This is a genomic window from Arthrobacter sp. B0316-1-20 (assembly GCF_059091865.1).
The window spans coordinates 1-25,355 of record NZ_JBNHHC010000041.1 but is presented as its reverse complement, the minus strand read 5'-3'; the positions used below and the strand labels follow the sequence as shown (position 1 = coordinate 25,355).

The following is a 25,355-nucleotide window of genomic DNA, read 5'->3' as shown; positions in this document are numbered from 1 at the left end:
GTGGAGGGCATTGTCAGCAACGATGTGGCCGACAGCGGCCCAGACCAAGATCAGCCTGTGCTCGAAGTGCGCGGGCTGACCAAGAGTTTCTTCGGGAATCCGGTGTTGCAGGATGCGTCGCTGACTCTGCACCCAGGCGAGGTCCACGGCGTCGTGGGGGAAAACGGCGCCGGAAAGTCCACCTTGATGAAAATCCTTGCAGGGGTTTACCAGCGGGACTCCGGAACCGTCTTGCTGGGCGGGCAGAGCGTGCAGTTCAGTCACCCCACGCAGGCTCACGAAGCCGGCCTGTCCACGGTGTTCCAGGAATTTAACCTGCTGCCGGACCGCACGGTGGCCGAGAACATTTATCTGGGCCGCGAACCCCGCAAGGGCCCGCTGGTTAGCCGGGCGAAGATGAATGCCGCCACCGCGGAGCTGCTGGAGTCCCTCGGCATCGGGTCCATCCGGCCCACATCGCTGGCGCGGTCGCTGTCCGTGGCCGAGCAACAAATTGTGGAAATCGCCAAGGCGGTCAGCTACGACGCCCGAATCATCTCCATGGACGAGCCGACCGCCGCCTTGTCCGGCCCGGAAGTCTCCCTGCTGTACGGTATCGTCCAGCGGCTGGCCGAGCGCGGCACCGGAATCCTTTACGTTTCACACCGGCTGCGCGAGATCTTCGACCTCTGCCAGACCATCACGGTGCTCAAGGACGGCCGGATTGTGGACACCAAACCAGCCGCCGAGCTGGACGACGCTTCACTCGTGCGGATGATGGTGGGCCGGCCCATCTCCGCCTATTTCCCGGACAAACTCCCCGCCGAGCCGGCGGCCGAAACCGCGGCTGCCGGCGAAGCGGCGGCGAGCACCCCGTTGCTGGAACTGGCCGACGCCGGCAACGACCAGTTGGACGGCATCGGGCTGCGGCTCATGCCCGGCGAGATCGTCGGCGTCGCCGGGCTCCAGGGCTCCGGCCGCACCGAATTACTGCAGGCCGTGTTCGGCGCCGCACCGTTCAACCGCGGCACCATGCAGCTGGATGGCCGTCCGGCCCGTCCGCGCTCGCCGCGGCACGCGGTGCGGCACGGCATCGCGCTGATCACCGAGGACCGCAAGGCGCAGGGCCTGAGCCTGAACCAGTCGCTGCTGGACAACGCGCTGGGCGTGGTTCGCGCCGTGTTCCCCGGGCGCACCGCCGCCGTGCGCCGCGAGGTCGCCGGCTCGTTCAGCACCTTGGAGGTCGTCGCGCGGGACCTGGACCAGGAAGTGCAATACCTCTCCGGCGGCAACCAGCAGAAGATCGTGCTGGCCAAGTGGCTGGCGGTCTCCCCACGCGTGGTGCTGCTGGACGAACCAACCCGGGGCATCGACGTCGGCGCCAAAGTGGCGGTTTACCGGCTGATGCGCCAACTCGCCGCCGAGGGGAAGGGGGTGCTGATGGTTTCCAGCGAGCTGCCGGAGGTGATCGGGATGTCCGACCGGATCCTGGTGATGCGCGACGGGCAGCTCGCCGGCGAACTCCCTGCCGGCGCCACCGAAGAGGAAATCCTGCGGCTGGCCACCGGCGCGCGGGTTCCGGGCACGACGCCCGAAGACGGCAGCACGACCGGAGGGACGGCATGACCACGACGCGCACCGCAACCCGGGCCAAGCCATCACCGCAGGCCGGCGGTTTTTTTGCCAGGCTGAGCTCAACCCAGATCGTCTACCTGGTGGCGCTGCTGGTCTTGATCGCCGGCAGCATCCTGGTGGCCACCACCGGCCGCAGCTTTTTTAGTCCCGGCAACATCTCGGCCATCCTGACCGGCACCAGCGTGCTGGGCTTCATCGCCATCGGCCAGACCCTGGTGATCCTGGTCGGCAGTCTCGATCTCTCCGTATCGTATGTGACCAGCCTGGCCAGCCTGATCGCCGCCGGCGTCATGGCCAACCAGAGCGGGAACGTGCCGGGCGCCGTGGCCCTGACCCTCGGGGTCTCGGCGGTGATCGGCCTGGCCAACGGCCTGATAGTCGCCGGCTTGAAGGTGCACGGCTTCATAGCCACGCTGGGCATGGGCCTGGTGATCAGCGGCTATCTGGGCACCAACTTCAAGGGCAGTTTTGGCCAGGCCCCGCTCTCCTTCCGGCTGATCGGCGCCACCGGGCTGGGGCCGGTGCCGATCTCCACCCTGATCATGCTCGCCTGCGCCGCGCTGGTGCTGCTGATGCTGCACCGCACGCGGATCGGCCACCACATCTACGCGGTGGGCGGCGACCGGGACGTGGCCCGGATGTCCGGCGTCCGTGTTCCAGGAGCCGTGATCACCGCACACGTGATCTGCTCGGTACTTGCCGGCATGGCGGGTCTGTTGCTGGCCAGCAGGCTGGGCGTCGGCAGCCCCACGGTCGGCTCGCAGGGCGGCTACGACCTGCTCTCGATCGCCGCCGTCGTGCTGGGTGGAACCCTGCTCGCCGGCGGCAAGGGTTCGGTGGTCGGCACGCTGGGCGGCGTGTTGATCTTCGCGATGCTGGACAACATCATGTCCGTGCTGCAGATCAACCCGTTCCTGAAGGACGTGGTCCGGGGCGTGGTGATCGTGGTCGCCGTTGCCGTCTACGCCCGCCGCACCATCGTCACCCGGCCCCCGCGCTTCGGGCACGGCGGTCATGGCGCGCACAGCGGTCACCAGCAGGAGGTACAGCCATGAGCACGATCCTGGACCCGGCTGCCGGCCGCGCGGTGCTGCAGCAGAACCGGGCCAGCCGCGGCGAACGTTTCCTGCGCGGCCTGCGGACACCCGGCGGCGGCGTCTTCGTGCTGCTCCTCGCCCTGCTGGTCGCCATCATCATCCTGAACCCGTCGTTCGGCGAGCCCGAATCGCTCATCCGCTTCATCGGCCGCACCGCCCCGATTGCGATTGCCGCGATCGGGCAGTACTTCGTGATCGTCTCCGGCGAATTCGACCTGTCCATGGGGTCGGTCGTCACCATGCAGGTGATCGTGGCGGGCAACTTGATCCGCGACGACGACTCCAAGGTCCTCCCGGTGCTGCTGCTAATGTTCGTCCTTGGCGCGTTGATCGGCTTGATCAACGGCCTGATCACCACGTTGCTGCGGGTGCCCAGTTTCATCGTGACGCTGGGCATGATGCTGGCGCTGCTGGGCCTGGTGCTCTACTGGACCGGCGGCGCCGCGCAAGGAAACCCGGCGGACAGTTTCCGGCAAATCGGCCGCGGCGGCATCAAGGACGTCCCGGTGCTTGAGATCATTCCCTACCCAGTGATCATCCTGACCGTGGTGGCAGTACTGGCCTTCTGGCTGATGCGCCGCCCCTACGGACGCACGCTGCTGGCCGTCGGCGACAACGACGTCGCCGCCGCGCTGACCGGCGCCCGCGTCTGGTGGGTGCGCACCCGGGCCTTCATGCTCTCCTCGCTCGCCGCCACCGTCGCGGGAATCCTGCTGGTCGGGTACGCCGGAGTCCACCCGTCGGTAGGGCGAGGCTACGAGTTCACGGCGATCACCGCCGTCGTCCTCGGAGGGGTGGTGCTGGGCGGCGGACGCGGCTGGGTGCTCTCCGCCGCGGCCGGGGCCTTCGCCTTGGAGTCGCTGTTCGCGCTGCTGACCTTTATGGGCGTGGCATCCACCTGGCGGCCCACAGTGCAGGGCGTCATCATCATCGTCGCCGTGGCTGCCGCCGCGCAGTCCTGGCAACGCAAGCGCCGCGGAGGCTCTGCGGCCGCGCAATCCGAACAACAACGAATCACTGCGGCACCAGAGCCCACTGAGGGCACCGACAAGGGAGGGAACTGACATGAAGAGGAAACGTCTGAGTACCGCGGTCGCGCTCACAGCGGCCGGCTCGTTGCTGGCCATGACGGCCTGCACCACCGATCAGTCGATCACCGAAAACACTGGCAGCCCCGGCGCGTCAGCTCCGGCGGAGACCAGCGAGGCCTCCACCGAGTGGTTCAACCAGGCGCTTTATGACGAACAATTCGAGCAGCGCACGGCCGACTTTCAGGGCGACGAGAAACAACCCTGGCTGCAGTACATCGCAGGCGACATGACCGACACCTCGGACTTCGCCTCCAAGGGGGCCAAGAAAGTCTGCTTCGCCAACGCGTCCATCTCCAACCCATGGCGGCAGACCGGCTGGATCACCATGAACCAGCAATTGAAGGTGCTGCAGGACAAGGGCGTGATCTCCGAGATGGAGACCCGCGACGCGCAGGACGACTCCGACACCCAGATTGCCGACATCGACTACTTCATCAGCGAAGGCAAGTGCGACGCGTTCGTGATCTCACCGAACGCGACGGCGGCGCTGACGCCGGCGGTGGAGCGGGCCTGCAAGACCGGCAAGCCGGTCGTCGTGTTCGACCGCGGCGTGGAAACCGATTGCGCCACCACGTTCATCCACCCGATTGGCGGATTCGCCTGGGGCATCGACAGCGCCAACTTCCTCACCGACCGGCTGAAGCAAGGCGACAAAGTGGTGGCACTGCGCATCCTGCCCGGTGTGGACGTGCTGGAGCAGCGCTGGGCGGCGGCGGAGAAGATTTTCAAGGAGAAGGGAATCGAGGCCAAAGATTACTTCACCGGCGCCGACCCGACCGAGATCAAGAAGATCATCTCCGACGAGCTGGCCACCGGCGACGTGCAGGGTGTCTGGATGGATGCCGGCGACGGCGCAGTGGCCGCGATCGAGGCGTTCGAGGACGCCGGCAAGGACCTGCCGGTGATGACCGGCGAGGACGAGCTGAGCTTCCTGCGCAAGTGGAAGGACACCGGCATCGACGCGCTGGCCCCGGTCTACTCCAACTTCCAGTGGCGCACGCCGCTGCTGGCGGTGCAGAAGATCTTCGCCGGCGAGGAGATTCCGGCCGAATGGGTGCTGCCGCAGAAGCCGATCCCGGCCGAGGAGCTGGACGACTGGCTGAAGCGCAATGAAGGCATGCCGGACGGCCACTATGCGAAGTTCGGCGGCGAGGACCTGCCGGGCTACCCGGAGGTCTGGCAGAAGCGCCAGATTCCGTAAGGCAGGCGTGTCCGGCCGGTGGGGGCCCGGCCGGACACGTTGTTCCCGCCCGGACCCCTGTTCGGGCGGATCACATACGGCACCGTGCACGGCGCCAGCGGCAGTTGAGGGAGATACACCATGGACCGGCCGATCGGGGTCAACACCTGGGTGTGGCAGTCCCCGCTGACTGATGCCGTGCTGCCGCAGCTGCTGGCGAAGATCGCCGGGATGGGGTTCGACGCGGTGGAACTGCCGCTGGAGAATCCCGGCGACTTCACCGCCGGCACCGCCCGGGACGCCCTTGCGGCCACGCACCTGAAGCCCTATCTGGTGGGCGCCATGGCGCCGGGCCGCGAATTGGTCCTGGCCGACGCCGGGTCGGTGCAGGATACCCAGGACTATCTGGGTGCCTGCATCGACCTGGCGCACGACCTCGGCGCCCCAGCGGTGTGCGGCCCGTTTTACTCGAGCACCGGCCGGGTCTGGCGGATCGACGTCGACGAGCGGACCGAGGCGTACCGCCAGCTGCGCGCGAATCTGGCGCCGCTGGCCGCCCGAGCCGAAGCGGCCGGCGTCGTGCTGGGGATTGAGCCGCTCAACCGGTACGAGACATCGCTGATCAATACCGTGGAGCAGGCGCTCGAAGCGCTGGAACCGCTGCTCGGCCACGGCGTGGGGCTGGCGCTGGACAGTTACCACCTGAACATCGAAGAACGTTCCAGCGCCGCGGCCATCCGCGCCGCCGGCGAACACTTGGTCCACCTGCAGGTCTGCGGCAACGACCGCGGAGCTCCGGGCGGCGACCAGACGGACTGGCCGGCGCTAGTCAGCGCGCTGGACGACGTGGGCTACGCCGGCCCGCTAAACATCGAGAGCTTCACCGCGGACAACGCCGCCATCGCCACGGCCGCATCGATCTGGCGGCCGCTGGCACCCAGCCAGGACCAGTTGGCCGAGGACGGGCTGGCGTTCCTGCGGAGCCTTTAACCGTGGCGGTGCCGGGTTGCGCAGGCCCCTTTGGCCGCCGCTGGTCCCGCCGCACCACAGACCGAGCCGCACCACAGACCGACGAGCACGAAGGAGAAGACGATGACCGCCAATCCGGACGGGCCGCCGCTGGGCGTGGCGGTGTTGGGGCACGCCTTCATGGGCAAGGCGCACTCCAATGCCTGGCGCAACGTCTCCGCATTTTATCCCGGCGGGCCCGCTGTGGCCCAGCGGGTGCTGGCCGGCCGCGACCCGCACGGCGTGGCCGCGGACGCCGCCCGGTACGGCTGGGCCGAGGGCTCCACGGACTGGCGCGCCGTGCTGGAGCGCGACGATGTGCAGATCGTAGACATCTGCACGCCGGGACACTTGCATGCCGAGCTGGCCGTGGCCGCGCTCGAAGCCGGCAAGCACGTCATGGTGGAAAAGCCGCTGGCTAACTCGGTGGCCGAGGCGGAGCTCATGGCGGCCGCGGCCCGCACTGCCCGTGCCGCGGGGGTGCAGGCGATGGTCGCCTTCAACTACCGGCGGGTTCCGGCCCTGGCCCTGGCCCGGCAGCTGATCGCCGACGGCAGGATCGGCACGGTGCGGCAGGTGCGGATCGCCTACCTGCAGGACTGGCTGGCCGACGATGCCGCGCCGATGACCTGGCGGCTGCGCCGGGAGACCGCCGGCTCCGGCGCGCTGGGCGACCTGGCCTCGCACGCGGTGGACCAGATCCATTTCCTACTCGGCGCGCGGGTCAGCTCCGTGTCCGCAACGCTGAACACCTTCGTGGACACCCGGCAGGGTCCGGACGGGCCGGAACCGGTGACAGTGGACGACGCCGCGTGGGCCACCCTGCGGCTGGATTCCGGGGCGGTGGCCAGCCTGGAGGTCACCCGGATGGCCACCGGCCGCAAGAATGCGCTGCAGATCGAAGTGTATGGATCGGGCGGGCACCTCAGCTTTGATCTGGAGCGGCTCAATGAGCTCCACTATTACGACGCCGGTGCCCCGCCTGGGTTGGCAGGTGCGGCGAGGATTTTGGTCACCGAGCAGTCGCACCCCTACCTTCAGGCCTGGTGGCCGCCCGGGCACGTGCTCGGCTGGGACCACACGTTCACCAGCCAGGCCGCGGATTTCCTGGCCGCGGTGACTGCCGGCTCGCCACCCAGTCCGAGCTTCGAGGACGGCCTGGCGGTGCAAAAGGTGCTGGACGCCATGGTGCGCAGCGCCGCGCAGGAGGGCACCGCCGTCGTCCTCGCCGAATCCGGAACCCGCCACGACCTTTCAGCGACAGGAGCATCCGATGCCTCGTAACTTCACCCTGTTTACCGGCCAGTGGGCGGACCTGCCCTTCGAGAAGGTGGCGGAGCTGGCCGCCGGCTGGGGTTACGACGGCTTGGAGATCGCGGTGTCCGGCGACCATCTGGATGCCTGGCGGTGGGACGACGACGATTACATCGCCGACCGGCTGGGCATTTTGGAGCGCTACGGGCTGAAGGTGTGGGCCATCTCCAACCACCTCAAGGGCCAGGCCGTCTGCGACAATCCGATCGACTTCCGGCACCAAGCGATCGTCGGCGAGCGCGTGTGGGGCGACGGCGATCCTGAAGGCGTCCGGGCGCGGGCGGCCGAGGAGATGATGCACACCGCGCGGTTGGCGCAGCGGCTCGGAGTGAAGACGGTGGTGGGGTTCACCGGGTCCTCGATCTGGCAGTACGTGGCGATGTTCCCGCCGGTGCCGGCCGAGGTGATCGACGCCGGCTACCGGGACTTCGCCGACCGCTGGAACCCCATCCTGGACGTGTTCGACGAATGCGGCGTGCGGTTCGCGCATGAGATCCATCCGTCCGAGATCGCCTATGACTACTGGTCCACGGTGCGGGCGCTGGAGGCCGTGGGGCACCGCGAGGCGTTCGGGATCAACTGGGATCCGAGCCACATGATGTGGCAGGACATCGATCCGGTGTCGCTGATCTGGGACTTCAAGGACCGGATCTACCACGTGGACTGCAAGGACACGAAGCTGCGGATCACCGGCCGCAACACCCGGCTGGGATCGCACCTGCCGTGGGGCGACCCGCGGCGCGGCTGGGACTTCGTTTCCACTGGGCGCGGGGACGTGCCCTGGGAGGCCAGCTTCCGGGCGCTGGCGGCGATCGGGTACGACGGGCCGATCTCGGTGGAGTGGGAGGACGCCGGGATGGACCGGCTGCAGGGGGCGCCGGAAGCGCTGGAGTTCCTGAAGCGGTTCGACTTTGACCCGCCGTCGGTGTCTTTCGACGCCGCGTTCAAGCAGTAGGGACGCGGGGGCAGGACGCCGGGGCGCGACGCCGCGGCGCGGCGGACGCCGGGGCGCGGCTGAGACGGGGCCGTTTGGAGCCGGCCGGTTTCAGTTCGCTCCCACGTATAGGACTAATTTCCCATGTCTTAGGCCATCATGTGCCCCTGACCTGCGGCGATGCCGGCGGCCCCGCCAGGACATGGGAGCGAAAATGGCACCGGCAGTCCAGCGGCGGCCCCTGCCTCTGGCCGGGGTCCTCCAGTAGGCTGTGGTCATGCGTGAACTTCAGGCCACGATCATTGACGAACTGGGCGTCCAGCCTTCCATCGACCCGGTACAGGAAGTCGCACGGCGCGTCGGATTCCTCAAGGACTACCTCAAAGCCACCGGCACCAAGGGCTATGTGCTGGGCATCAGCGGCGGGGTCGACTCCAGCCTTGCCGGCAAGCTCGCGCAGCTAGCCGTGGACGAACTCAAGGCCGAAGGCGTCGAAGCCACCTTCATGGCCGTACGCCTGCCCTACGGCGTCCAGCATGACGAAGAAGACGCGCAGGCCGCGATGGACTTCATTGAGCCGACGTCGTCATGGACGTTCAACATCAAGTCGGCCGTTGACGGTTTCCAGTCCGAGTTCACGGCGACCACGGGCGAGTCGATCACGGACTTCAACAAGGGCAACATCAAGGCCCGTGCGCGGATGATGGCCCAGTACGCGCTGGCCGGACAGCACAATTACTTGGTGCTGGGCACCGACCACGGCGCGGAATCGGTGACCGGCTTCTTCACGAAGTTCGGCGACGGCGCCGCCGACGTGCTGCCGCTCTTTGGGCTGAACAAGCGGCAGAACCGCCAACTCCTGGCATACCTCGGCGCCAGCGACCAGGTGGCGCACAAGGTGCCGACGGCGGACCTGCTGGACGACAAGCCTGGCCGCACGGATGAGGACGAACTGGGCATCAGCTACGACCACATCGACGAATACCTAGAGGGCGGCACGGTCCCTGTTGAGATCGCCGAGATGATCGAGCGGCGTTACCTGCTGACCAGGCACAAGCGCACCACCCCGGTGTCCATCCTGGATAAGTGGTGGCGGAGCTGACGATCAGCCGACCAGGCTTTTCGCCCGCCTTACGGCCTTCCGGAAGTCTTCCTGGTTTTTCTTGCTAATCAGGGCCTTGCCGCCGGGGCTGGGCGCCTTGATGACAGTAGGCCGGGTGAACGCGCCCATGTGCTTGGCCCACTGGTTCTTGGTGAACGTCCCGCACAGCACGACTACTTCAAGGCGAGGCAGCAGCCGCAGGACCGACTTAAGCGCCTTAATCCCGGCGATGGTCTGAACCGGTGTCGGCTCGGCGCCGTCCAGGAAAAAAGGCACCGTGTTCCACTGCAGGATTCCGTCGTGCAGCTCCGCCTCGTTCCGTTCGTTCCAGCACCGCTCGGCGGCCTGGTCCGGGTTGTCGACTGAGACGAATCCCAGCCCCTCGGCGGTGACGGTGTTGCTTCCGGGGCTGTCGAGCAAGAAGAGCACGCGGGCCGCGGAACCGGCGTCTGCCGGGTCAAAATGCGGTACGGGCTCAGTCCGTGTCTTGGCATATTCTTCCCGCCACTCTTCAAGTTCTTGAATGGCCGGCTCGGTTTGCAGCATGGCTTTCCGCTGCTGCTGTTCGTTCGGATCTGCGAGAGTCTGCGGCTTATCGGCGAACATGTCTCCAACATACCCTCGGCCCCAAAATGCCGCAGGAGCCTCGGCCCCGTTTCAGCGCCCCGCGGTCCGTTTCCATGCCTCGCGGCCTCTTGTGCCGGCGTCCGAGTTGTTCCGCCACCGCCGCGCCGGTAGGGAACCACCGGGGCTGTTGCAACACCGCCAAGCCCCGTTTCGCCTCCTCGGGGCCCGTTTGGCCCGGACGAGAAGCGCACCCTGCGCCGGTTGGGTAACGTAGCTGTTGTGAAGATTGCTACCTGGAATGTGAACTCGATCCGTGCCCGCGCCGACCGTGTTGAGGCTTGGCTGCAGCGCTCAGACGTGGATGTCTTGGCCATCCAGGAGACCAAGGCCAAGGATGAGAACTTCCCGTGGGACCTGTTCGAGAAGAACGGCTACGAAGTGGCGCACTTCGGCCTGAACCAGTGGAACGGCGTGGCCATTGCCTCCCGGGTCGGCCTGGATAACGTGGAACGGACCTTCCCCGGCCAGCCGCACTTCGGCAAGACCGAGGAAATCACCGCCGCCGAGGCCCGCGCCATCGGGGCAACCTGCGGCGGCGTGCGGGTCTGGAGCCTCTATGTTCCCAACGGCCGGGCGGTCGACGATCCCCACATGCCCTACAAGCTGAACTGGCTGAAGGCCCTCAAGGAGGAGGCCGCCGGTTGGGTGCAGGCCGACCCCACTCTGAACCTCGCCCTGATGGGTGACTGGAACATCGCCCCTACCGACGACGACGTTTGGGACATCGAATGGTTCCGCGCCCAAAACGCCACGCACATCACCGAGCCGGAGCGTGCCGCTTTCCGCGCCTTCGAAGAGGCCGGATTCGTGGACGTGGTCCGGCCGCACACCCCCGGCCCCGGCGTCTACACCTACTGGGACTACACCCAGCTGCGCTTCCCCAAGAAGGAGGGCATGCGCATCGACTTCATCCTGGCCTCGCCCGCCCTGGCCGCCCGCGTCACCGGCGCGATGATCGACCGCGAGGAGCGCAAGGGCAAGGGCGCCTCGGACCACGCCCCGGTCATCGCGGAGCTGGACTGAGATGAAGTTTCCGTACGTCTCCTACCTGCGGGTCTTCGAACCACTCGATGTGTTCGACGACGACCAGCAGCTGCTCATCATGAGCCAGCGCGGGCGCGGTCGGGACGTGACGGAGAACCTGGACCGCGGTGACTCGCTGCGCCGGATCACGCGCACGGTGTCCGATCCGTTCCCGCATTCCAGCGAGGACTTGATCCGGGTCCTGCATTACCCGACGGCCGATGGCATCACCGCCCCGCGGTATTGCCCCAACCAGCTGGCCGTCCGCAGTACCTTGGCCGCCGAATCGCTCTCGAGCAGTCTGCGGGACCCGCTGCTGGGTCTGCTGGTGCCGGAAGCCGCACGCGACGCCCAGCAGTCGCGGCTGGATCCGGACAACTTTGTGGATTCCCTCGCCAAGCTGCACACGCGCAGCTCCACCTGGGGCATTCCGTTCGGCTGGTTCGTGCTGTTCCGCGAGGACGACCACACCGAAAAGGTGGAGACGGACCACACGCTGCAGACCGTCCGCTTGGCCGCCCCGGTTCCGCAGTGCATCGACCGGGCGCGTTACGCGGCGGCATCGCTGGCCGTGGCTGCCCCGGGTCTGGATCTGCTGGAAGAACTGACCGAGCTGATCGAGTGGCTGGAGACCTTCACGGCGGATGCCATCGTGGAGCTGGACTACGGCCGGGTAGCCGAACTGGTCTACCCGGACGAATCACCCTCGGACGTGCACGCTGGTATTGAATCGCTGGCCGACGGAGACATGACCGGCGCCGCTGCCGCCTACCGGCGACTGGCCGGTCGCTGGATCAAGATCCGTCAACTGGCCCGCGCCTCCTGACCGCTCCAGCCAGCACCGCGTGCCCACCCCTGCTGCAAACGAACGTCGCTGCGGCGGTGATTTACGACGGCGGTGGCCCGGTTGACGCCCTGACCACCAGTTCGTGCGGCTGGATCCGCGGCACCTCCAGGCGTGCCTTGCCCTGCAGTTCAGCCAGCAGCAGCTCCGCGGCATAGGCACCCTGCTCGTCCGGCCGCTGCCGGATGGTGGTCAGGCCCATCGGCTCGGCGAACTCGTGGTCGTCAATACCCACGACGGAAACGTCCTCGGGCACCCGAAGCCCCCGTTCGTGGGCGGCCTGCAGCGCGCCGAAGGCCATCTCGTCCGCGGAGGCGAAGATCGCCGTCGGCCGCTCCCCCGGCGTATCCAGCAGCTGGCCGGCGGCTGCCTTGCCGCCGGCAAACCGGAAGTCCCCCATGGCCTGCCATTCCGGACGGACCGGCAGGCCGTGACGGGCCATGGTGTCCCGGAAGGCCTGCTCGCGCCGGCGCGGCACGTCGAAGTCGATGCCGTAGGCGCCGCCGCCCTGCAGGTGCGCAATCCGGGTGTGGCCGAGCGAGATGAGGTATTCCACCGCGTCGGTGGCAGCGGCGGTGTCGTCCACGCTGACGCTGCGCAGCCCGTTCACGTGGCCGCCCACAATCACAGTGGGATACTCCAGCGCCCGCAGGGCCGCCAGCTCGTCCGGCGTCAACTGCATGCACATCACCAACAGCGCGTCAATCCGTTTGCGCAGCATGGACCGGTGGAAGACACGTTCGCGGTTGGTGCCGGTGCCGCCCAGGCTGAACACGATCAGGTCGTACCCCGCTGCCCGCAAGACCCGGTCCACGCCTTCCAGCGCGGACGCAAAGTACCAGCGCTCAATCATCGGCAGCAGCACGCCCATCGCCATGGTGCGCCCGGAGGCCAGGTGGGCCGCCGACGACGACGGCTCATAGCCGAGCGAGTCGGCCGTCTGCAGCACCCGGTCGCGGGTGGCGGCGGAGACCCCGGACAGACCGCGGAGGGCACGCGACACCGTAGCCGTCGAGACACCGGCGGCCCGGGCGACGTCGTCGATCCCGGTCACGGCATCCTCATCCCTTGAGACCACCCGCCAGCAGGCCGCGGACAAAGTAGCGCTGCAGGCCGAAGAACACTGCCAACGGCACAATGATGGAGACGAAGGCCCCTGCCGTCAGGCGGTGCCACTCGTCGCCACGGGTACCGGTCAGCTCCGCCAGCCGCTGCGTGATCGGTGCGACGTCCGCGGTGCCGCCGGAGAACACCAGCGCCACCAGCAGGTCGTTCCAGACCCAAAGGAACTGGAAAATGCCGAAGGCGGCAATCGCCGGCACGGACAGCGGCAGGACGATCCGCCAGAAGATCGTCGCGTGGCCCGCCCCGTCCACCCGGGCTGCCTCGATGACTTCGCCCGGGATCTCGGAGATGAAGTTGTGCAGCAGGAAGATGGCCAGCGGCAGCGCGAAGATGCTGTGCGCAATCCACAGCTGGGCGTAGGTTCCGGACGGCAGCAGCTGGAACTCGCCGATCTTGAGGTTGATAAACAGCGAGAGCAGCGGGATCAGCGCCATCTGCAGCGGCACGATCTGCAGCGCGAAAATGAAAATGAACAACGTGTCCTTGCCGCGGAACCGGCCCCAGGCGAAAACATAGGCCGCCATGGAGGCGATTACCAACGGAATGATGGTGGCGGGGATGACGATCGCCAGCGAGTTGATGAAGTACTGGCCCAAGTTGGACGCGGAACCGCCCCCGGAAGCCAGCACGTCGGTGTAGTTCTTGGTGGTGAACTCTAGGTCGCCCAGGACGTTCCACCAGCCGTTGGCCTGGATATTGTCTTCCGGCCGCAGCGAGGAGATGAACAGTCCGAAGGTCGGCACTGTCCAGATGACGGCAATGATGATCGCCGCCGCAGTGGCCCCGCGTGAGGTGAGGCGTTTTTTGACCCGGCTGGCGATCGGAATCTGCACTTCGGCGGCGTTGGCCACTGCTGCCTCGGGAGCGGCCGGGATGGCAGGCGTTGCGCTCATCGAATTTCCCTCTGCTTCTTCAGCTGCCGGGCGTTGTAGAGCACGATCGGGAGCACCATCAGGAACAGGATCAGCGCCAGCGCGGCGCCGCGTCCCGGCTCGCCGGCGCGGAACGCCTGGGTGTACATCTCGTTGGCCACCACCGATGTTTCAAAGTTGCCCGCGGTCATCGTCCGCACAATGTCGAAGACCTTCAATGTGCCGATGGTGATGGTGGTGACCACCACGATCAGTGCCCCGCGGATGGACGGGATGGTGATGGAAAAGAACTGTTGGCGGGCGCTCGCCCCGTCCAGCCGGGCAGCCTCCACAATTTCGGTGGGAATGCCCTTGATTGCCGCGGAGAGGATCACCATGGCGAACCCGGTCTGGATCCAAACCATCACAGCGATCAGGAAGAAGGTGTTCTCCGGCGCGTCCAACAGGAACTGCTTGGGTTCGCCGCCGAACCACACCAGCATCTGGTTCAACAGGCCGATCTGCTCGCGTTCGGTCCCGCGGTAGGTGTACATGAACTTCCAGATCACGCCGGCGCCCACAAAGGAAATGGCCATCGGCATGAAAACCAGCGCCTTCAGCGCCTTCTCGCCGCGCGCCCGGTCGATGAACACGGCGTAGGCCAGCCCGATGCCGGTGGACATCAGCGGCACCAGGACGACCCACAGCAGGGTGTTGCGCAGCGTGACCAGCGCCTCGGGCTGGGTGAACATCCACACGAAGTTGTCCACACCGTTGGGCGTTCCGTTGCGGTCGGTGAACGCCAGGTAGGTGGTCTGGATGGCCGGCCAAATCAGCCCAATAGCCAACAGCACGACGGCGGGGGCCAGGAATCCAATGACCGTCGCCTTATCGCGGAACGTCTTCGGGGCCCGGTCCACCAACAGCATGATCAGGGCGATGATCGCGGCAAAGACCGCCAGCGCGATCACTACCTGCACCAGCTTTTCGCCAACGTCTTCCATGGCACTCCTCCTTGGTGCGTGGAAGGGAAGGGTCGTGCCCGGCCGTGCCGCCTGCAGTCACCACAGGAGGCACGGCCGGGCTACGGGTACGGGCTTAGTCCGAAGGCCAGCTGGCCTCGATTGAGTCCACCACTTCCTTGGTGGACTTGCCGTTGATCCATTCCACAACGCCGCTCCAGAAGGAGTTCGCGCCCACCGCTCCGGGCATCAGGTCCGAACCGTCGAAGCGGAAGGTGGTGTCCTCCGACTGCAGCAGTTCGATGGACTGGCGGTCCAAGTCGCTGGTGGCCAGGGCCGGGTCAAGGCCCTTGTTGGCGCTGATCGCGGCGCCCTGCTCCACCCGCTTGTTGGCGAACTCTGGCGAGGCCATGAACTGCAGGTAGGCCGAGACCTCTTCGCTTTCGGTGTAGGCAGCCACGAACTCGCCGCCGCCGGTGATGGCGCTGGCGCCGGCTTCCTGGCCCGGGGTGATGAAGGCCCAGACGTCGCCGTCCTCGGCCACGTTGGTGCCCTCGGGCCAGTTGGCCGCCTGGAAGGTGGCCTGGTGGTGCATGGCGCAGCTGCCGTCGATCACCGGCAGGCCGCCGTCGTCCACCGAGGTGGAGATGATCGAGCGGACATCGCCGATGCCGCCGTTGACGTAGTCCTCGTTTTTCAGGATGTCTCCGACGGCGTCGAACGCGTCGGTCACCTTCGGATCGTTGAACGGAATCTCGTGGTTGACCCACTGGTCGTAGACGTCCGGACCGGCCTGGCGCAGCAAGGCATCCTCGATCCAGTCGGTGCCGGCCCAGCCGGTCGCGTCGCCGGATTCGAAGCCGGCGCACCACGGCTTCATGGTGCCCTCGTCCGCGATGGTCTTGGTCAGCGCCATCATCTCGTCCCATGTTTGCGGGACTTCCCAGCCCTTGTCCTTGAAAGCGGACGGCGAGTACCAGATGTAGCCCTTGACGCTGGCCAGCATCGGAGCGGCGTAGAACGTGCCGTCAATCGTGCCGTAGTCCTTCCAGTCCGCAGACCAGTTCTTGTCCACCAGGTCGGAAACTTCCTGCGGTGCAGGCTTGAGGTTCCCGGCGCGTGCCTGCGCAGCCAGCAGGCCGGGCTGCGGGATGATCGCCACATCGGGCGGGTTGCCGCCTTGGGCGCGGACTTGGAGCTGCGTCTCGAATTCGTTGGAGCCCTCGTACACCACGTCGATCCCGGTGCACTCCTCGAAGTCCGCCCAGGACTGCACCAGCTTCTCCTCCTCGGTATCCGTGATGGTCGAGTAGACGCTGACCTCGGCGCCGTCAAAGGTGCCATAGGACTCGTAGGCGGAACAGTCGGCGGCCGCCGCCGACCCACTGGGCTCTTCCGTGTTTCCCCCGCAGGCGGAGAGTGTCAGTGCCATGGCGCTCAACGCGGCCAACGGCAGGACGGCCTTTCTGGAGCGTGCGATGTGCATGATGTGACTCCTTTGTCCGGTGGCCGCGCAGACGCTTGTCAGGTCAGGAAGAAGCCACCCCAAGTACCGATCTGGTAACTGGTAACGTAAACGCTTACCAAGTGTGCGGCAAGACACATTTTTGCGGCCGGGCGCTTCGATATCGAATCGTGATCTGTGCCGCATTCACGGTCACCGGGCGATCGGGCCCGCCCACTCCGCCGTGAAGATTATTAGGCTGGAAGTGGTCCTGACCCGCGAGCCGAGGAGTGTCAATGGCTGCAGCATCCGTACCGTGGTGGCGCGACGCCGTCATCTACCAGATCTATCCGCGCTCATTTGCGGACAGCAACGGCGATGGAATGGGCGATCTGGCCGGCATCAGCGCCAAGATCCCCTACCTGAAGAACCTGGGCGTGGACGCCATCTGGCTTTCGCCCTTCTACGTCTCCCCGCAGAACGATGCAGGCTACGACGTGGCCGACTACCGCGACGTCGATCCGCTCTTCGGCACGCTCGAAGACTTCGACTCCCTGCTGGCACGCACGCATGAACTTGGTATGCGGGTGATCGTCGACTTGGTCCCCAACCACACCTCCGACCGGCACGAGTGGTTCGTCAGCGCGCTGGCGGCCGCCCCGGGTTCGCCCGAGCGCGCCCGCTACATCTTCCGCGACGGCAAAGGCCCGGACGGCGCCGAGCCGCCCAACAACTGGCAGTCAGTGTTCGGTGGCAACGCCTGGACCAGGACCACCGGACCCGACGGCACGCCGGGCCAGTGGTACTTGCATCTGTTCGACTCCACCCAGCCGGACCTGAACTGGGAGAACCCGGAGGTCCAGGCGGAGATGGTCTCCGTCCTGAGGTTCTGGCTGGACCGCGGTGTGGACGGCTTCCGGATTGATGTGGCCCACGGTTTGGTCAAGGCGGACGGCCTGCCGGACTGGGCGGCGAGGACGTCGATGGTGGCCGGCAACGAGCGGATGCCCGGCGAAGACGCCTTGCTTGGTGACGACGGGGTTCCGGTCGGCAAGCCGGCCGGCGCATCGCCGGCCCCGGATGCCCGCCCGGCCCAGGAGCAGGTGCTGGAACCGGCCGGCGGTGGGGTCCAGGGCACGGCGGTCGCAGCCGGTTTCGAGTCAGCAGGCCTGCCGGCTGTGGGTCTGGCGGAAGCCACCGTCCATCCGGATACCCCGCCCTACTTCGACCAGGACGGCGTGCACGAGATCTACCGGGACTGGCACAAGGTTTTGGCCGAGTACGACGGCGACCGCATGCTGGTGGCGGAAGCCTGGGTAGAGCCGGTCGAGCGGCTCTTTGCCTACGTCCGGCCGGACGAAATGCACCAGGCCTTCAACTTCGACTTCCTGCTGGCGGGTTGGGATGCGGAGCGCATGGCCCGGAGCATTGACGATTCGCTGGCGGCGGCAGCGTCGGTGGGCGCGCCGAGCACCTGGGTGCTGTCCAACCACGACACGGTCCGGCACAGCTCCCGCTATGGGCTGGCCGACCCCACCACGTTCCCCAAGGGTATTGGCCCGGACGACGAACAGCCCGACGAGGAACTCGGTTACGCCCGTGGCCGTGCAGCAGCGCTGGTCATGCTGGCGCTGCCCGGCTCCGCCTACATTTACCAGGGCGATGAGCTGGGCCTGCCGGAACACACCACCCTGCCGGCCGCGGTGCGCCAGGATCCGGCATTCTTCCGTACCGGCGGCGAAGAGCGCGGCCGCGACGGCTGCCGCGTTCCGATTCCGTGGCGGGCAAACGCGCATGGCTTCGGCTGGGGCTCCACCCAGCACGAACCGTGGCTGCCGCAGCCGGAGGGCTTCGCCCGCTACGCAGTGGATCGGCAGGTGGGTGTGCCGGAGTCCAGCTACGAACTCTACCGGGCGGCGCTGAGCCTTCGCACCGAGCGGAAGCTGGGCCAGGGCAGCCTGGAGTGGACGCCGGAGCACGATCCGGCGTCCGGAGTCTTGAGCTACCGCAACGGAACGGTGCAGGTGCTGGCCAACCTGGGCAGCTCGGCGATCCGATTGCCCCCTGGCGCTTCGGTGTTGGTGGCGTCGACGGACCGGACCGCCGACAGCGGCTCGCTGGCACCGAACGCCGCCGCCTGGCTGACCACCGGTCGCTAGGCCCGCCCGCTCCGGCCACTGGTCGCTTGGCGGCCTGCACCAACCACGGTCACCGGACACGGTCGGCGCGGACCAGGCGCGAGCGGGCGCCGGCCACCAGGTGGATCACCACCGGGAAGTGCATGCCGAGGGCCAGGTCCAGTGCTTCCACCAGGTCGGAGACTTCGTCGGCCACGGCTTGCGGTGACACGCCCAGCCGGGGCACCACCCGGACGCGCAGGGCCCCGCCGCCGTCGTAGTCGTAGGCAGTGACGGTTGCGTGCAGGATGCTGTGGCGTTCCTGGAGCGCGGCACGCAAGGCCTGCTCGGCCACGCCGGAGCTGAGCTGGACGGCGCCGGGCGCGCCGTCGCCGTCGTAATCAGCGGCAATGGTTCCGGTGCGACCCTTGCCTTGCTGCGCCACCCAGGCAATCATCAGCAGCACCAGCAGGAGCAACAGCAGGGACACCACGATCCACAACCAGCTGTCCCGCTGGCCGGGCACAGTGGTGGCATCAAGCACCGTCCGCAGGTTGATGCCGGCCTGTTCGGTGACGGCGTGCCACCAGCCCGCCAGCGCCGGAACCAGCGCCAGCGCCAGGGCGGTGCCGCCAGCCAGCATCAGCAGCAGCCCGAGGATGGTGATCAGGATGCGGTTGAGGGTCCGGGGCGTCTGGTTCACTGTCCCACCACCCCGGAATTGGAGACGAAGACGCGCACCTGCGGGACCGGGCTGATCTGTGCCCGCCGGACTTCGTCCTCCACCGCCAACTGGATGGCATCGGCGTCCACCGGAATGCCGGACGTGGGCCGCAGCCTGACCTCCACCAAGCCGCGCGACACCACCACCAGCGCCTGCTCACGCGCCACTTCCGCCTCGATGCGGGCGCGGCGTGCCAGCGAGGCGGCGAGCACTTCATCGTCCACCACCACCACGCCGCGGCGGCTGGGAATGCGGTGACGGTGCAGATGCCCAGGCAGCACTCCCTGCAGGAAGAAGAACAGCCCCAGCAGCAGGATCAGTGCCCCGGACGCACCCAGCACCGCCGGTGCCACGTTGCCCGGCAGTTGGTGCAGCCAGCTGGCTATCTCCTCCGGCATGGCCAGCCATGGCTGCTGCCCGATTGCCTTCAACGCGGATTCAAGCAACAGGTACAGGCCAGCCAGACCAACAACGGCGGCGGCAATCACCGACGCCGTCGCTCGGGAACTGCGCAATTCCCGGTTGGCCAAGCGCTCCAGACGGTCGTCGGCCGAACGCTCTTTGACCGGCCGTTCGCTTTCAACCTCGGTGTGGCTCACCGGACCCTGCCTCCTTCTTGCACGCGGATGCCGGTGACCCTGATGTCCACCCGGCTCAGCCGCGAACCGCTGATCCGCGAGACCTCTTCCAGGATCGCCCCCTTGGCGGCATGGGCCCGGTCCCAGACCGAGCCGCCGAAGCCGGCCACCACCTGGGGGTCGCGCAGTACCCGGTCCAGCGAGGGGATGCCGACGGGAAGCGCCAGAGACAGAGCCAGGGAACCGGCGTCGTCACTCCACGTGGCGCGGACCAGCCCCGGCGGAATTCCCAGCAGCTGTGCCGCGGCACCCTGCGCGGTGCTGGTCAAGGCCTGTGTGCTGACCCGGGTGTGCCCGGCGTAGCGCTCCGCCGGCGGCCCGGCCGGGTGTGACGGCTCGGCCGGGTGCGGCACCAATGGCTGTCCGTCCGGCCGGTAGCCCGGCACTGGCCAGTCCGGGCGGGGAGGCACGTTCTCGGCGTCCACGGCACGGTCCGTCATGAAGACGAGCGGCGTCCGGTCAACGCATCGCGGATGCTGCGCCAGTCGAGTTTTCCTTCCGCGGCCCGGCCCAGCAGCGCCCCCACGATCAGGAACACCGCCATCAGCAGGAATCCCCAGAAGTGGAACACCAGCGCGGCCCACGCCAGCGCCGCTCCGACGGCCATGCCGACCACCGTGTAGCTCATCCTTGCTCCTCCCACCGTCCCGCGCATCCTGTTACTGGGCCACTTGCCGGACGGGCTTCTCCGCCGGTGCCTTCGGGTCCAGCCCAGGCACGTGTACGTCGTTGATCTCTACATTCACTTCAACCACGTCCAGCCCCACCAATTGCTCGACGGCGGTGTAAACCGCCGCGCGCACGCTGCTCGCCAGCTCGTGCAGCGGCTTGCCGTAGACAGCCACCAGGCTGATGTCCACGGCCACCTGCGTCTGGCCGACCTCCACGTGCACGCCCTGGGCGGCAGCATCACCACCGCCCACCACATCGCGCAGTGCACTCAAGGCACGCGCGGTGCCGCTGCCCAGCGCGTAGACCCCCGAAACGGAGCGGGCCGCGACGGCCGCGACCTTGGCCACGGCTGTCTCTGAGATAGTGGTGCGCCCCGGAGCGGCAGGGATGCCCAGCGCCGAGTCGGGAAGCATCGACGGGTCAGTCCCGACTTGTCCGGATTCCTGCAGGTTCGGCAGATCCGTGCCGCCGACCGGTGTTGCAGCGGGTGCGGAGACAGGGACTTCCCTAGGAGCATCTCCTACGGACGGGGCGGGGGGCCGATCCTTGTTGTGCATCTGTTCTCCCTGGCGGCTGTGCTGACTCTCAGGGCAAGCCTAACGCCTCATTCCCCGCAGTGTTCGGCCAGCCAGTCCTGTACCGGCTCAAGTGCTTCGGCAAAGGCTGTGACGTCGATCTTGTGGTCGGGTGCTGCCTGCTCCAGCAGCTGCTCCACCCGGTCCAGGTCATCAGTGAGCTCGGGCGGGACGCCGCGGCTGAATTCGTCCAGTTCTTTTTGCAGGGACTCCAGTTGGGAGTCCTCCACGCCGGTCATGAAGCCGAGCGGAACCAGCAGCAGTGAGGCCATGTTCGCCGCCACCGCCGCACAAGCGTCGGCCTGGTCTCCGTAACGGCCCCACACCCCGGTGCCTTTGCCTGGTTCGCCGCGTCCCTTGACGTCAGTGGAGCCCGACGGCGGTGTTGGGCTGGGCGTTGCCGTGGCGGTTGGTTCAGGAGCCGGGTCGGGTGCGACGGGCGCTTCCGCAGGCGCGGTCTGCAGTTGGGGAGCGGCCGATGCAGAGGGGGCAGGCACCGCCGTCGTTGGTTCCTCTGCCGGATCCGCGCTGCTGCATGATGTCAGCATGACGGCCGTTGCCAGGCCGCCGGCTGCAATCTTCAGAAGGGCCTGCACTACGCTCCTCGCTCCCATCGTCCCCGGTTAGTGCCTCATCAGGTGCAGGCGGCACTCGGAATACCCACCCATGGTAGGCCGGTCATCCTGAATGGAGGCTGGGAAGGGGCTGGGACCAGTGCGTAGGCTGGGAAGGGGCCGGCGAGGAGGTCAGGCTGGAAGCAATGTGCCCGGCAACACCGCTTGATCCTGCAACCAGTCCTCCAACGTCCGGTTGAAGAGCTCGGGACGGTTCATCGGCCACTCGTGCGGGGACTTCGGTGCCAGCCCGCCACGGGCGTTCGGCAACAGCCCGGCCAGCACAGCCGCTGACTCCCGAGCCTGCCGCGGTTCCTTTTCGCCGGCCGCGATGAGCACCGGACAGGCGGCCTTGTCGAGGCCCTCGACATTCGTGCCGACGAAGATTTCCGAGATGATGGCACGGTATTGCTGCGGGTCCAGCGGCTGGTTCCCCGCCAGGTACTCAGTCATCTGCTCCGGCCCGAGCCGCAGGTACTTGGCCGAAGCCCGCCAGAGGACGCGGTTCTTGGTCAGGCCCGCGAGGGCAAGCTGCGCCTTCAGCATCCACCGCGGCACCGGAAGCACGAGGACACCCGTCAGAAGGGCGGTCTGCACCAGCTCCGGACGGTGTGCCAGCAGCCGCAGGCCCACGTCGCCACCCATCGACAGCCCGACCAGATGGACCGGCTTGTCCGTGACGGATTCGATGAGTTCGGCCACCAGCTTTGCGGTTGCGTCCAGGCTCTGCCAAGCAATGCCGCTGCTGGCACCATGCCCCGGCAGGTCCGCGGCCAGACAGCGGTAAGACCCGGAGAAATACTTCATTTGCTGGTGCCACGTGATGCCCGGCCAGCCTGCCCCATGCAGGAAGAGGATGGCTTCAGCGGATTCGGGTCCGGACGCCTCGAAGGCAAGGTGCGGCATCAGTCCACTGTAGCGAGTTGGCCTACAGGGACAGCTTCTCTCCCGGAGTGGGGACCCGAAGCCGGTCATCCAGGCTGCCGGCCGAGAATTCGGCGCGGAGCTGAGCGTGGCCTTCGCTGTAGTGGCTCCAGCCCTCGGCGTGGACCGGCACCACGGCTGTCGCTTCCAGCATCCGGGCGGCTTTGGCCGCATCTCGGGCGGTCAGCGTGAGCGCAGCGTTGTCGAAAACGCCCACCCGGGCGGCGCCAGCGAAGAGAACCGCCAGGCCAATCGGTGCGAACCGTTCGGCAACGGCGCCTACTACCTCCAGCGACGCGTTGTCACCGCTGACGTAAACGCTCGGCAAATCGGATGCCGTGAGAACGAACCCGGTCACCGTACCGACCACGGGTTCGCACCCGTCCGGTCCGTGCTGCGCAGGGACGGCAGTGATGGTGATTGTGGCGCGGTCGGGAGCCTCGAGCACTGACCGCTCCCAGGGAGCCATGCCGGTGACAGCGGCAATCCTTTCCGCTGCCTCCAGGGTTCCGAGGACTTTGGAGCCGCCGGATTCCACCAACTGCCGGCCCGAGGAATCCAGGTTGTCTACATGCTGGTCATGCGAAAGCAGGATGACATCCACCGCCGGCAGGTCTTCAACTTGGATGGCCGGCCTGATGGTCTTCACCAAGGTCCCGGTCGGGGCCGGGAACTCGCCCGGGTCATCAAAGGTGGGGTCGGTCAGGAAGGTCCAGCCGCCATACTCCAGCAAGGCTGTCGGCCCCCCGACATGGGTGAATGCCGTTTCGCTCATGTGCCTATGTTCCCGCACGGAGCCCGCCGTGGACAGAGGCGGGAGACGACGAAGCCCCGCGTCCTGATTCAGGACTGCGGGGCTTCGTTTTCCCAGCCGTGCTACCAGGCACGTAGCTGGCCGTGGATGGTGCCTGACGGACCCAGCGGGCACAATCGGTGCATGGGACGGCGACTATCCCGCCCTCACCGAATAACGGGAGGCAAACCATGAGAATGTTCGGATATTTGATCCTGACCCTCGCCGCCGGTTGCGCGCTGGCGGCGATTTGGATCGCCGAGTCCCGATGGCAGGTGGGCGTTCACTGCCCTGTTGGTATTTTTTATCGGCAGGGCACTGGCCAAACGGCCGGCACCAGAAAAGCGGCTCAAATACACGCGGGCCAACATCGACGCGGTAAACCGGCTGCTCAAGGACTGAGTCGCGCTAGCGTCCCGGTAGTCCCGCGAGTATCCAGTAACGGCAGTAGCTTCCAGGTCACTTTCGGTGACGGCCCTCGGAGTCGGAGTGTGCATCGGCTGGCAAAGCCCCACCCTCACCCACCCATCGGTGCAACTGCTTCTCCAAGGCCTCGGCCCCCTGGTGTCCTCTGGCCTTGCCATGGCCGCTGCCCGTCAGCCTATCCATCGTGCTGGCTGTAAGCAGCTGATGTGGGCGGCGGGACGGGGCTTCAAAATTAGTTTCAGGTACCAACCTAGAGCTCCTTATATTTCATTGAGGAATGTGAACGTTGGGTTGGCAGGTGTTCCAACGTCGACGCTTCTCTCCCGCGACGATGGCCAATACCACTGCCGACTATTAAGATGTCCCGGAAGGTCTGCTCGTCCTTCCGGGGGCAGTTATCGCCAATCCGTTTGTGTCAAACATATGGCTTGCAATTTATTTGTTGGCAACTTGTGGCGGGCTGGATTTCGCGGCTGGCGCGTGTGATTTCTTCGAGGGCCTGCTAGCTAACCCGCCTATAACTATTAGCAGAAAGCCAATCATGCCAACGAGAGGCAGCTGCGTGACGATTCCAACCACTACTACCAGTACCCCAATCAACAAGAGGAGCAGCCCGGACCAACACGGAGCAATCGTCGAATCAGCGGGTTTTGGAGCCCGGAAATTTCGGGCAAATACAGGATCGTCGGCACTGACTTGCCTTTCCAGTTCCGCCAGCTGCTTTCGTTCGTTGTTAGACAGAGACACATCCTTCCCTAACACCTAAACGGCTCCTCCCAGTGGTTCAGTTCCCGGTCGGGCAGGCCCCGGAGACGTCGCGGCACGGCCCCGCCAAGGCGCACTGCTTGCCTGCGACCTAACCAGGAGTTCGGCTTCTGAAGGTGTTCGGAACCTTTTTTCTGCACGATGTTGACTAGTTGCTTTTCCCACGAGCTTGAATTCGTTTCGGGCAGATGGATGATGACCCTGCAAAAACTCTCCTTAAAATGGCATTACATTTTTCTTGCCTCCCCCCTACATCGACAGTAGCCAAAAAGCCAAGTTAAGTAAAAAATAAAAATGGTGACAGTAGCAACACCGAAGAAAGGGGATATGAACAGCGCTAGCCGAAAAGAATGCGTCTGGTAAATGCTCGATCAACTGTCAGTGCTTACTCACGCGCCTGGCCTCACGAAAGCTTCCGCGTTTCAGCCGAGCCCTGAGCCACCATGCACCCGACGGTTCCGGTCGAGTTCACTTTCGGAATAACTCAGGGGTCTGACCGGATTTCGGGCGCGTCGTCGACTCCCGCTGCGCGTCCGAGGCGTTGGGGGGCTGCGGATTGTCGATGCCTCGGTGTTCCCGATCAGGTCATCGGGCAATAAAAGCGCTCCCAGGTCATCCTTGGCCTGGCTTGGGCTGGGTGCAGACCTGATCCCAGAGGAACGCGTAGACGTCGCCGGGAAGACTTGAAGATCTCAGCCACAGGAGGGCCTCAAGACCAGCGAACCACTCCTGGAGGCTCCCAGGAAGAACGAAACCCCGGAACTCGAGGAGTTCCGGGGTTCATATCGTTTTGCTGGTGGCTCCGACCGGCGTCGATCCGGTGACCTTTCGATTTTCAGTCGAACGCTCTACCAACTGAGCTACAGAGCCGTGGCAACATCTTGCGATGAT

Annotated in this window: 26 protein-coding genes and 1 tRNA gene; 12 read left to right on the top strand and 15 right to left on the bottom strand. The window is 66.4% G+C overall.

Annotated features, from left to right (window positions below; all coding sequences use genetic code 11):
- The 8 genes from AC5RW2_RS34105 to nadE all read left to right on the top strand — a co-directional run bounded on the left by AC5RW2_RS34105 (position 1) and on the right by nadE (position 9,340).
- On the top strand, positions 1-1,605 hold the full coding sequence (locus AC5RW2_RS34105; RefSeq protein ID WP_493963513.1) for a sugar ABC transporter ATP-binding protein: 1,605 nt from the start codon (positions 1-3) through the stop codon (positions 1,603-1,605).
- Positions 1,602-2,669, top strand: coding sequence for an ABC transporter permease (locus tag AC5RW2_RS34100; RefSeq protein ID WP_493963514.1), 1,068 nt, complete (start codon positions 1,602-1,604; stop codon positions 2,667-2,669). The genes AC5RW2_RS34105 and AC5RW2_RS34100 overlap by 4 nt, the downstream gene beginning before the upstream one ends.
- Positions 2,666-3,775 (top strand): ABC transporter permease, encoded by a 1,110-nt coding sequence (locus AC5RW2_RS34095; RefSeq protein WP_493952567.1) that lies wholly within the window; start codon positions 2,666-2,668, stop codon positions 3,773-3,775. Before AC5RW2_RS34100 ends, AC5RW2_RS34095 begins: the two co-directional genes overlap by 4 nt.
- A gap of 1 nt (position 3,776) precedes the next feature.
- Positions 3,777-5,003, top strand: a complete 1,227-nt coding sequence (locus AC5RW2_RS34090) for a substrate-binding domain-containing protein (protein ID WP_493963515.1) — start codon at positions 3,777-3,779, stop codon at positions 5,001-5,003.
- A gap of 120 nt (positions 5,004-5,123) precedes the next feature.
- Entirely contained in the window at positions 5,124-5,972 is an 849-nt protein-coding gene (locus AC5RW2_RS34085; protein WP_493952565.1) for a sugar phosphate isomerase/epimerase family protein, read from the top strand.
- A gap of 102 nt (positions 5,973-6,074) precedes the next feature.
- Complete coding sequence (locus AC5RW2_RS34080; RefSeq protein ID WP_493963516.1) at positions 6,075-7,274, top strand: Gfo/Idh/MocA family protein; 1,200 nt, start codon at positions 6,075-6,077, stop codon at positions 7,272-7,274.
- Positions 7,264-8,259 carry a sugar phosphate isomerase/epimerase family protein gene (locus AC5RW2_RS34075; RefSeq protein ID WP_493963517.1) on the top strand — a complete coding sequence of 332 codons (996 nt, stop codon included), beginning with the start codon at positions 7,264-7,266 and terminating at the stop codon, positions 8,257-8,259. The genes AC5RW2_RS34080 and AC5RW2_RS34075 overlap by 11 nt, the downstream gene beginning before the upstream one ends.
- Positions 8,260-8,515: 256 nt before the next feature.
- Entirely contained in the window at positions 8,516-9,340 is an 825-nt protein-coding gene (nadE, locus tag AC5RW2_RS34070; RefSeq protein ID WP_493963518.1) for an NAD(+) synthase, read from the top strand.
- A gap of 3 nt (positions 9,341-9,343) precedes the next feature.
- Here nadE and AC5RW2_RS34065 read toward each other — a convergent pair whose 3' ends face one another.
- On the bottom strand, positions 9,344-9,946 hold the full coding sequence (locus AC5RW2_RS34065; protein WP_493963519.1) for a uracil-DNA glycosylase family protein: 603 nt from the start codon (positions 9,944-9,946) through the stop codon (positions 9,344-9,346).
- Between the two features lie 240 nt (positions 9,947-10,186).
- Between AC5RW2_RS34065 and AC5RW2_RS34060 the strand changes: the two genes are divergently transcribed.
- Positions 10,187-10,990 (top strand): exodeoxyribonuclease III, encoded by an 804-nt coding sequence (locus AC5RW2_RS34060; RefSeq protein ID WP_493963520.1) that lies wholly within the window; start codon positions 10,187-10,189, stop codon positions 10,988-10,990.
- Position 10,991: 1 nt separating this feature from the next.
- Entirely contained in the window at positions 10,992-11,816 is an 825-nt protein-coding gene (locus AC5RW2_RS34055) for a DUF8083 family protein (protein ID WP_493952559.1), read from the top strand.
- A gap of 61 nt (positions 11,817-11,877) precedes the next feature.
- Here AC5RW2_RS34055 and AC5RW2_RS34050 read toward each other — a convergent pair whose 3' ends face one another.
- The 4 genes from AC5RW2_RS34050 to AC5RW2_RS34035 form a co-directional block, all read right to left on the bottom strand.
- Complete coding sequence (locus AC5RW2_RS34050) at positions 11,878-12,888, bottom strand: LacI family DNA-binding transcriptional regulator (protein ID WP_493963521.1); 1,011 nt, start codon at positions 12,886-12,888, stop codon at positions 11,878-11,880.
- Positions 12,889-12,895: 7 nt separating this feature from the next.
- Positions 12,896-13,852: a carbohydrate ABC transporter permease gene (locus tag AC5RW2_RS34045; RefSeq protein ID WP_493952557.1), complete on the bottom strand. Its 957-nt coding sequence runs from the start codon at positions 13,850-13,852 to the stop codon at positions 12,896-12,898.
- Positions 13,849-14,814: a carbohydrate ABC transporter permease gene (locus AC5RW2_RS34040; RefSeq protein ID WP_493952556.1), complete on the bottom strand. Its 966-nt coding sequence runs from the start codon at positions 14,812-14,814 to the stop codon at positions 13,849-13,851. Before AC5RW2_RS34040 ends, AC5RW2_RS34045 begins: the two co-directional genes overlap by 4 nt.
- Positions 14,815-14,908: 94 nt before the next feature.
- Positions 14,909-16,258, bottom strand: a complete 1,350-nt coding sequence (locus AC5RW2_RS34035; RefSeq protein ID WP_493952555.1) for an ABC transporter substrate-binding protein — start codon at positions 16,256-16,258, stop codon at positions 14,909-14,911.
- 254 nt (positions 16,259-16,512) lie between these two features.
- Here AC5RW2_RS34035 and AC5RW2_RS34030 point away from each other — a divergent pair, with 254 nt between their 5' ends.
- Positions 16,513-18,375, top strand: a complete 1,863-nt coding sequence (locus tag AC5RW2_RS34030) for a glycoside hydrolase family 13 protein (protein ID WP_493952554.1) — start codon at positions 16,513-16,515, stop codon at positions 18,373-18,375.
- A gap of 49 nt (positions 18,376-18,424) precedes the next feature.
- Here the strand turns inward: AC5RW2_RS34030 and AC5RW2_RS34025 are convergent, their stop codons facing one another.
- From AC5RW2_RS34025 to AC5RW2_RS33985, 9 genes are all read right to left on the bottom strand, one after another.
- Positions 18,425-19,036 (bottom strand): hypothetical protein, encoded by a 612-nt coding sequence (locus AC5RW2_RS34025; protein WP_493963522.1) that lies wholly within the window; start codon positions 19,034-19,036, stop codon positions 18,425-18,427.
- The gene (locus AC5RW2_RS34020; protein ID WP_493963523.1) at positions 19,033-19,656 is read right to left on the bottom strand and encodes a hypothetical protein; all 624 of its coding nucleotides are present in this window, start codon (positions 19,654-19,656) and stop codon (positions 19,033-19,035) included. Before AC5RW2_RS34020 ends, AC5RW2_RS34025 begins: the two co-directional genes overlap by 4 nt.
- Positions 19,653-20,135, bottom strand: a complete 483-nt coding sequence (locus tag AC5RW2_RS34015; RefSeq protein ID WP_493963524.1) for a hypothetical protein — start codon at positions 20,133-20,135, stop codon at positions 19,653-19,655. Before AC5RW2_RS34015 ends, AC5RW2_RS34020 begins: the two co-directional genes overlap by 4 nt.
- Entirely contained in the window at positions 20,132-20,323 is a 192-nt protein-coding gene (locus tag AC5RW2_RS34010; protein ID WP_493952550.1) for a hypothetical protein, read from the bottom strand. The genes AC5RW2_RS34015 and AC5RW2_RS34010 overlap by 4 nt, the downstream gene beginning before the upstream one ends.
- 31 nt (positions 20,324-20,354) lie before the next feature.
- Positions 20,355-20,780 carry an Asp23/Gls24 family envelope stress response protein gene (locus AC5RW2_RS34005; protein ID WP_493963797.1) on the bottom strand — a complete coding sequence of 142 codons (426 nt, stop codon included), beginning with the start codon at positions 20,778-20,780 and terminating at the stop codon, positions 20,355-20,357.
- Positions 20,781-20,971: 191 nt separating this feature from the next.
- Positions 20,972-21,538 (bottom strand): hypothetical protein, encoded by a 567-nt coding sequence (locus tag AC5RW2_RS34000; RefSeq protein ID WP_493963525.1) that lies wholly within the window; start codon positions 21,536-21,538, stop codon positions 20,972-20,974.
- 150 nt (positions 21,539-21,688) lie between these two features.
- Complete coding sequence (locus tag AC5RW2_RS33995; RefSeq protein ID WP_493963526.1) at positions 21,689-22,462, bottom strand: alpha/beta fold hydrolase; 774 nt, start codon at positions 22,460-22,462, stop codon at positions 21,689-21,691.
- Positions 22,463-22,484: 22 nt separating this feature from the next.
- Positions 22,485-23,255 (bottom strand): MBL fold metallo-hydrolase, encoded by a 771-nt coding sequence (locus AC5RW2_RS33990; RefSeq protein ID WP_493952547.1) that lies wholly within the window; start codon positions 23,253-23,255, stop codon positions 22,485-22,487.
- Between the two features lie 879 nt (positions 23,256-24,134).
- Positions 24,135-24,446 carry a DUF3040 domain-containing protein gene (locus AC5RW2_RS33985; RefSeq protein ID WP_494075005.1) on the bottom strand — a complete coding sequence of 104 codons (312 nt, stop codon included), beginning with the start codon at positions 24,444-24,446 and terminating at the stop codon, positions 24,135-24,137.
- Between the two features lie 510 nt (positions 24,447-24,956).
- On the opposite strand from AC5RW2_RS33985, the gene AC5RW2_RS33980 reads away from it, so the two are divergent.
- Positions 24,957-25,151, top strand: a complete 195-nt coding sequence (locus AC5RW2_RS33980; RefSeq protein WP_494075006.1) for a GMC oxidoreductase — start codon at positions 24,957-24,959, stop codon at positions 25,149-25,151.
- 107 nt (positions 25,152-25,258) lie between these two features.
- On the opposite strand, the gene AC5RW2_RS33975 is transcribed toward AC5RW2_RS33980, so the two are convergent.
- A tRNA-Phe gene (locus AC5RW2_RS33975) sits at positions 25,259-25,334 on the bottom strand.
- Between the last annotated feature and the right edge of the window lie 21 nt (positions 25,335-25,355).

Bases quoted from the DNA above. Each gene is read 5' to 3' on its own strand.
- nadE (WP_493963518.1), top strand. From the start codon at position 8,516: ATGCGTGAACTTCAGGCCACGATCATTGACGAACTGGGCGTCCAGCCT.
- AC5RW2_RS34075 (WP_493963517.1), top strand. From the start codon at position 7,264: ATGCCTCGTAACTTCACCCTGTTTACCGGCCAGTGGGCGGACCTGCCC.
- AC5RW2_RS34090 (WP_493963515.1), top strand. From the start codon at position 3,777: ATGAAGAGGAAACGTCTGAGTACCGCGGTCGCGCTCACAGCGGCCGGC.
- AC5RW2_RS34100 (WP_493963514.1), top strand. From the start codon at position 1,602: ATGACCACGACGCGCACCGCAACCCGGGCCAAGCCATCACCGCAGGCC.
- AC5RW2_RS34045 (WP_493952557.1), bottom strand. From the start codon at position 13,852: ATGAGCGCAACGCCTGCCATCCCGGCCGCTCCCGAGGCAGCAGTGGCC.
- AC5RW2_RS34095 (WP_493952567.1), top strand. From the start codon at position 2,666: ATGAGCACGATCCTGGACCCGGCTGCCGGCCGCGCGGTGCTGCAGCAG.
- AC5RW2_RS34035 (WP_493952555.1), bottom strand. From the start codon at position 16,258: ATGCACATCGCACGCTCCAGAAAGGCCGTCCTGCCGTTGGCCGCGTTG.
- AC5RW2_RS34080 (WP_493963516.1), top strand. From the start codon at position 6,075: ATGACCGCCAATCCGGACGGGCCGCCGCTGGGCGTGGCGGTGTTGGGG.
- AC5RW2_RS34055 (WP_493952559.1), top strand. From the start codon at position 10,992: ATGAAGTTTCCGTACGTCTCCTACCTGCGGGTCTTCGAACCACTCGAT.
- AC5RW2_RS33995 (WP_493963526.1), bottom strand. From the start codon at position 22,462: ATGCCGCACCTTGCCTTCGAGGCGTCCGGACCCGAATCCGCTGAAGCC.
- AC5RW2_RS34065 (WP_493963519.1), bottom strand. From the start codon at position 9,946: ATGTTCGCCGATAAGCCGCAGACTCTCGCAGATCCGAACGAACAGCAG.
- AC5RW2_RS33990 (WP_493952547.1), bottom strand. From the start codon at position 23,255: ATGAGCGAAACGGCATTCACCCATGTCGGGGGGCCGACAGCCTTGCTG.
- AC5RW2_RS34005 (WP_493963797.1), bottom strand. From the start codon at position 20,780: ATGCTTCCCGACTCGGCGCTGGGCATCCCTGCCGCTCCGGGGCGCACC.
- AC5RW2_RS34085 (WP_493952565.1), top strand. From the start codon at position 5,124: ATGGACCGGCCGATCGGGGTCAACACCTGGGTGTGGCAGTCCCCGCTG.
- AC5RW2_RS34030 (WP_493952554.1), top strand. From the start codon at position 16,513: ATGGCTGCAGCATCCGTACCGTGGTGGCGCGACGCCGTCATCTACCAG.
- AC5RW2_RS34040 (WP_493952556.1), bottom strand. From the start codon at position 14,814: ATGGAAGACGTTGGCGAAAAGCTGGTGCAGGTAGTGATCGCGCTGGCG.
- AC5RW2_RS34010 (WP_493952550.1), bottom strand. From the start codon at position 20,323: ATGAGCTACACGGTGGTCGGCATGGCCGTCGGAGCGGCGCTGGCGTGG.
- AC5RW2_RS34015 (WP_493963524.1), bottom strand. From the start codon at position 20,135: ATGACGGACCGTGCCGTGGACGCCGAGAACGTGCCTCCCCGCCCGGAC.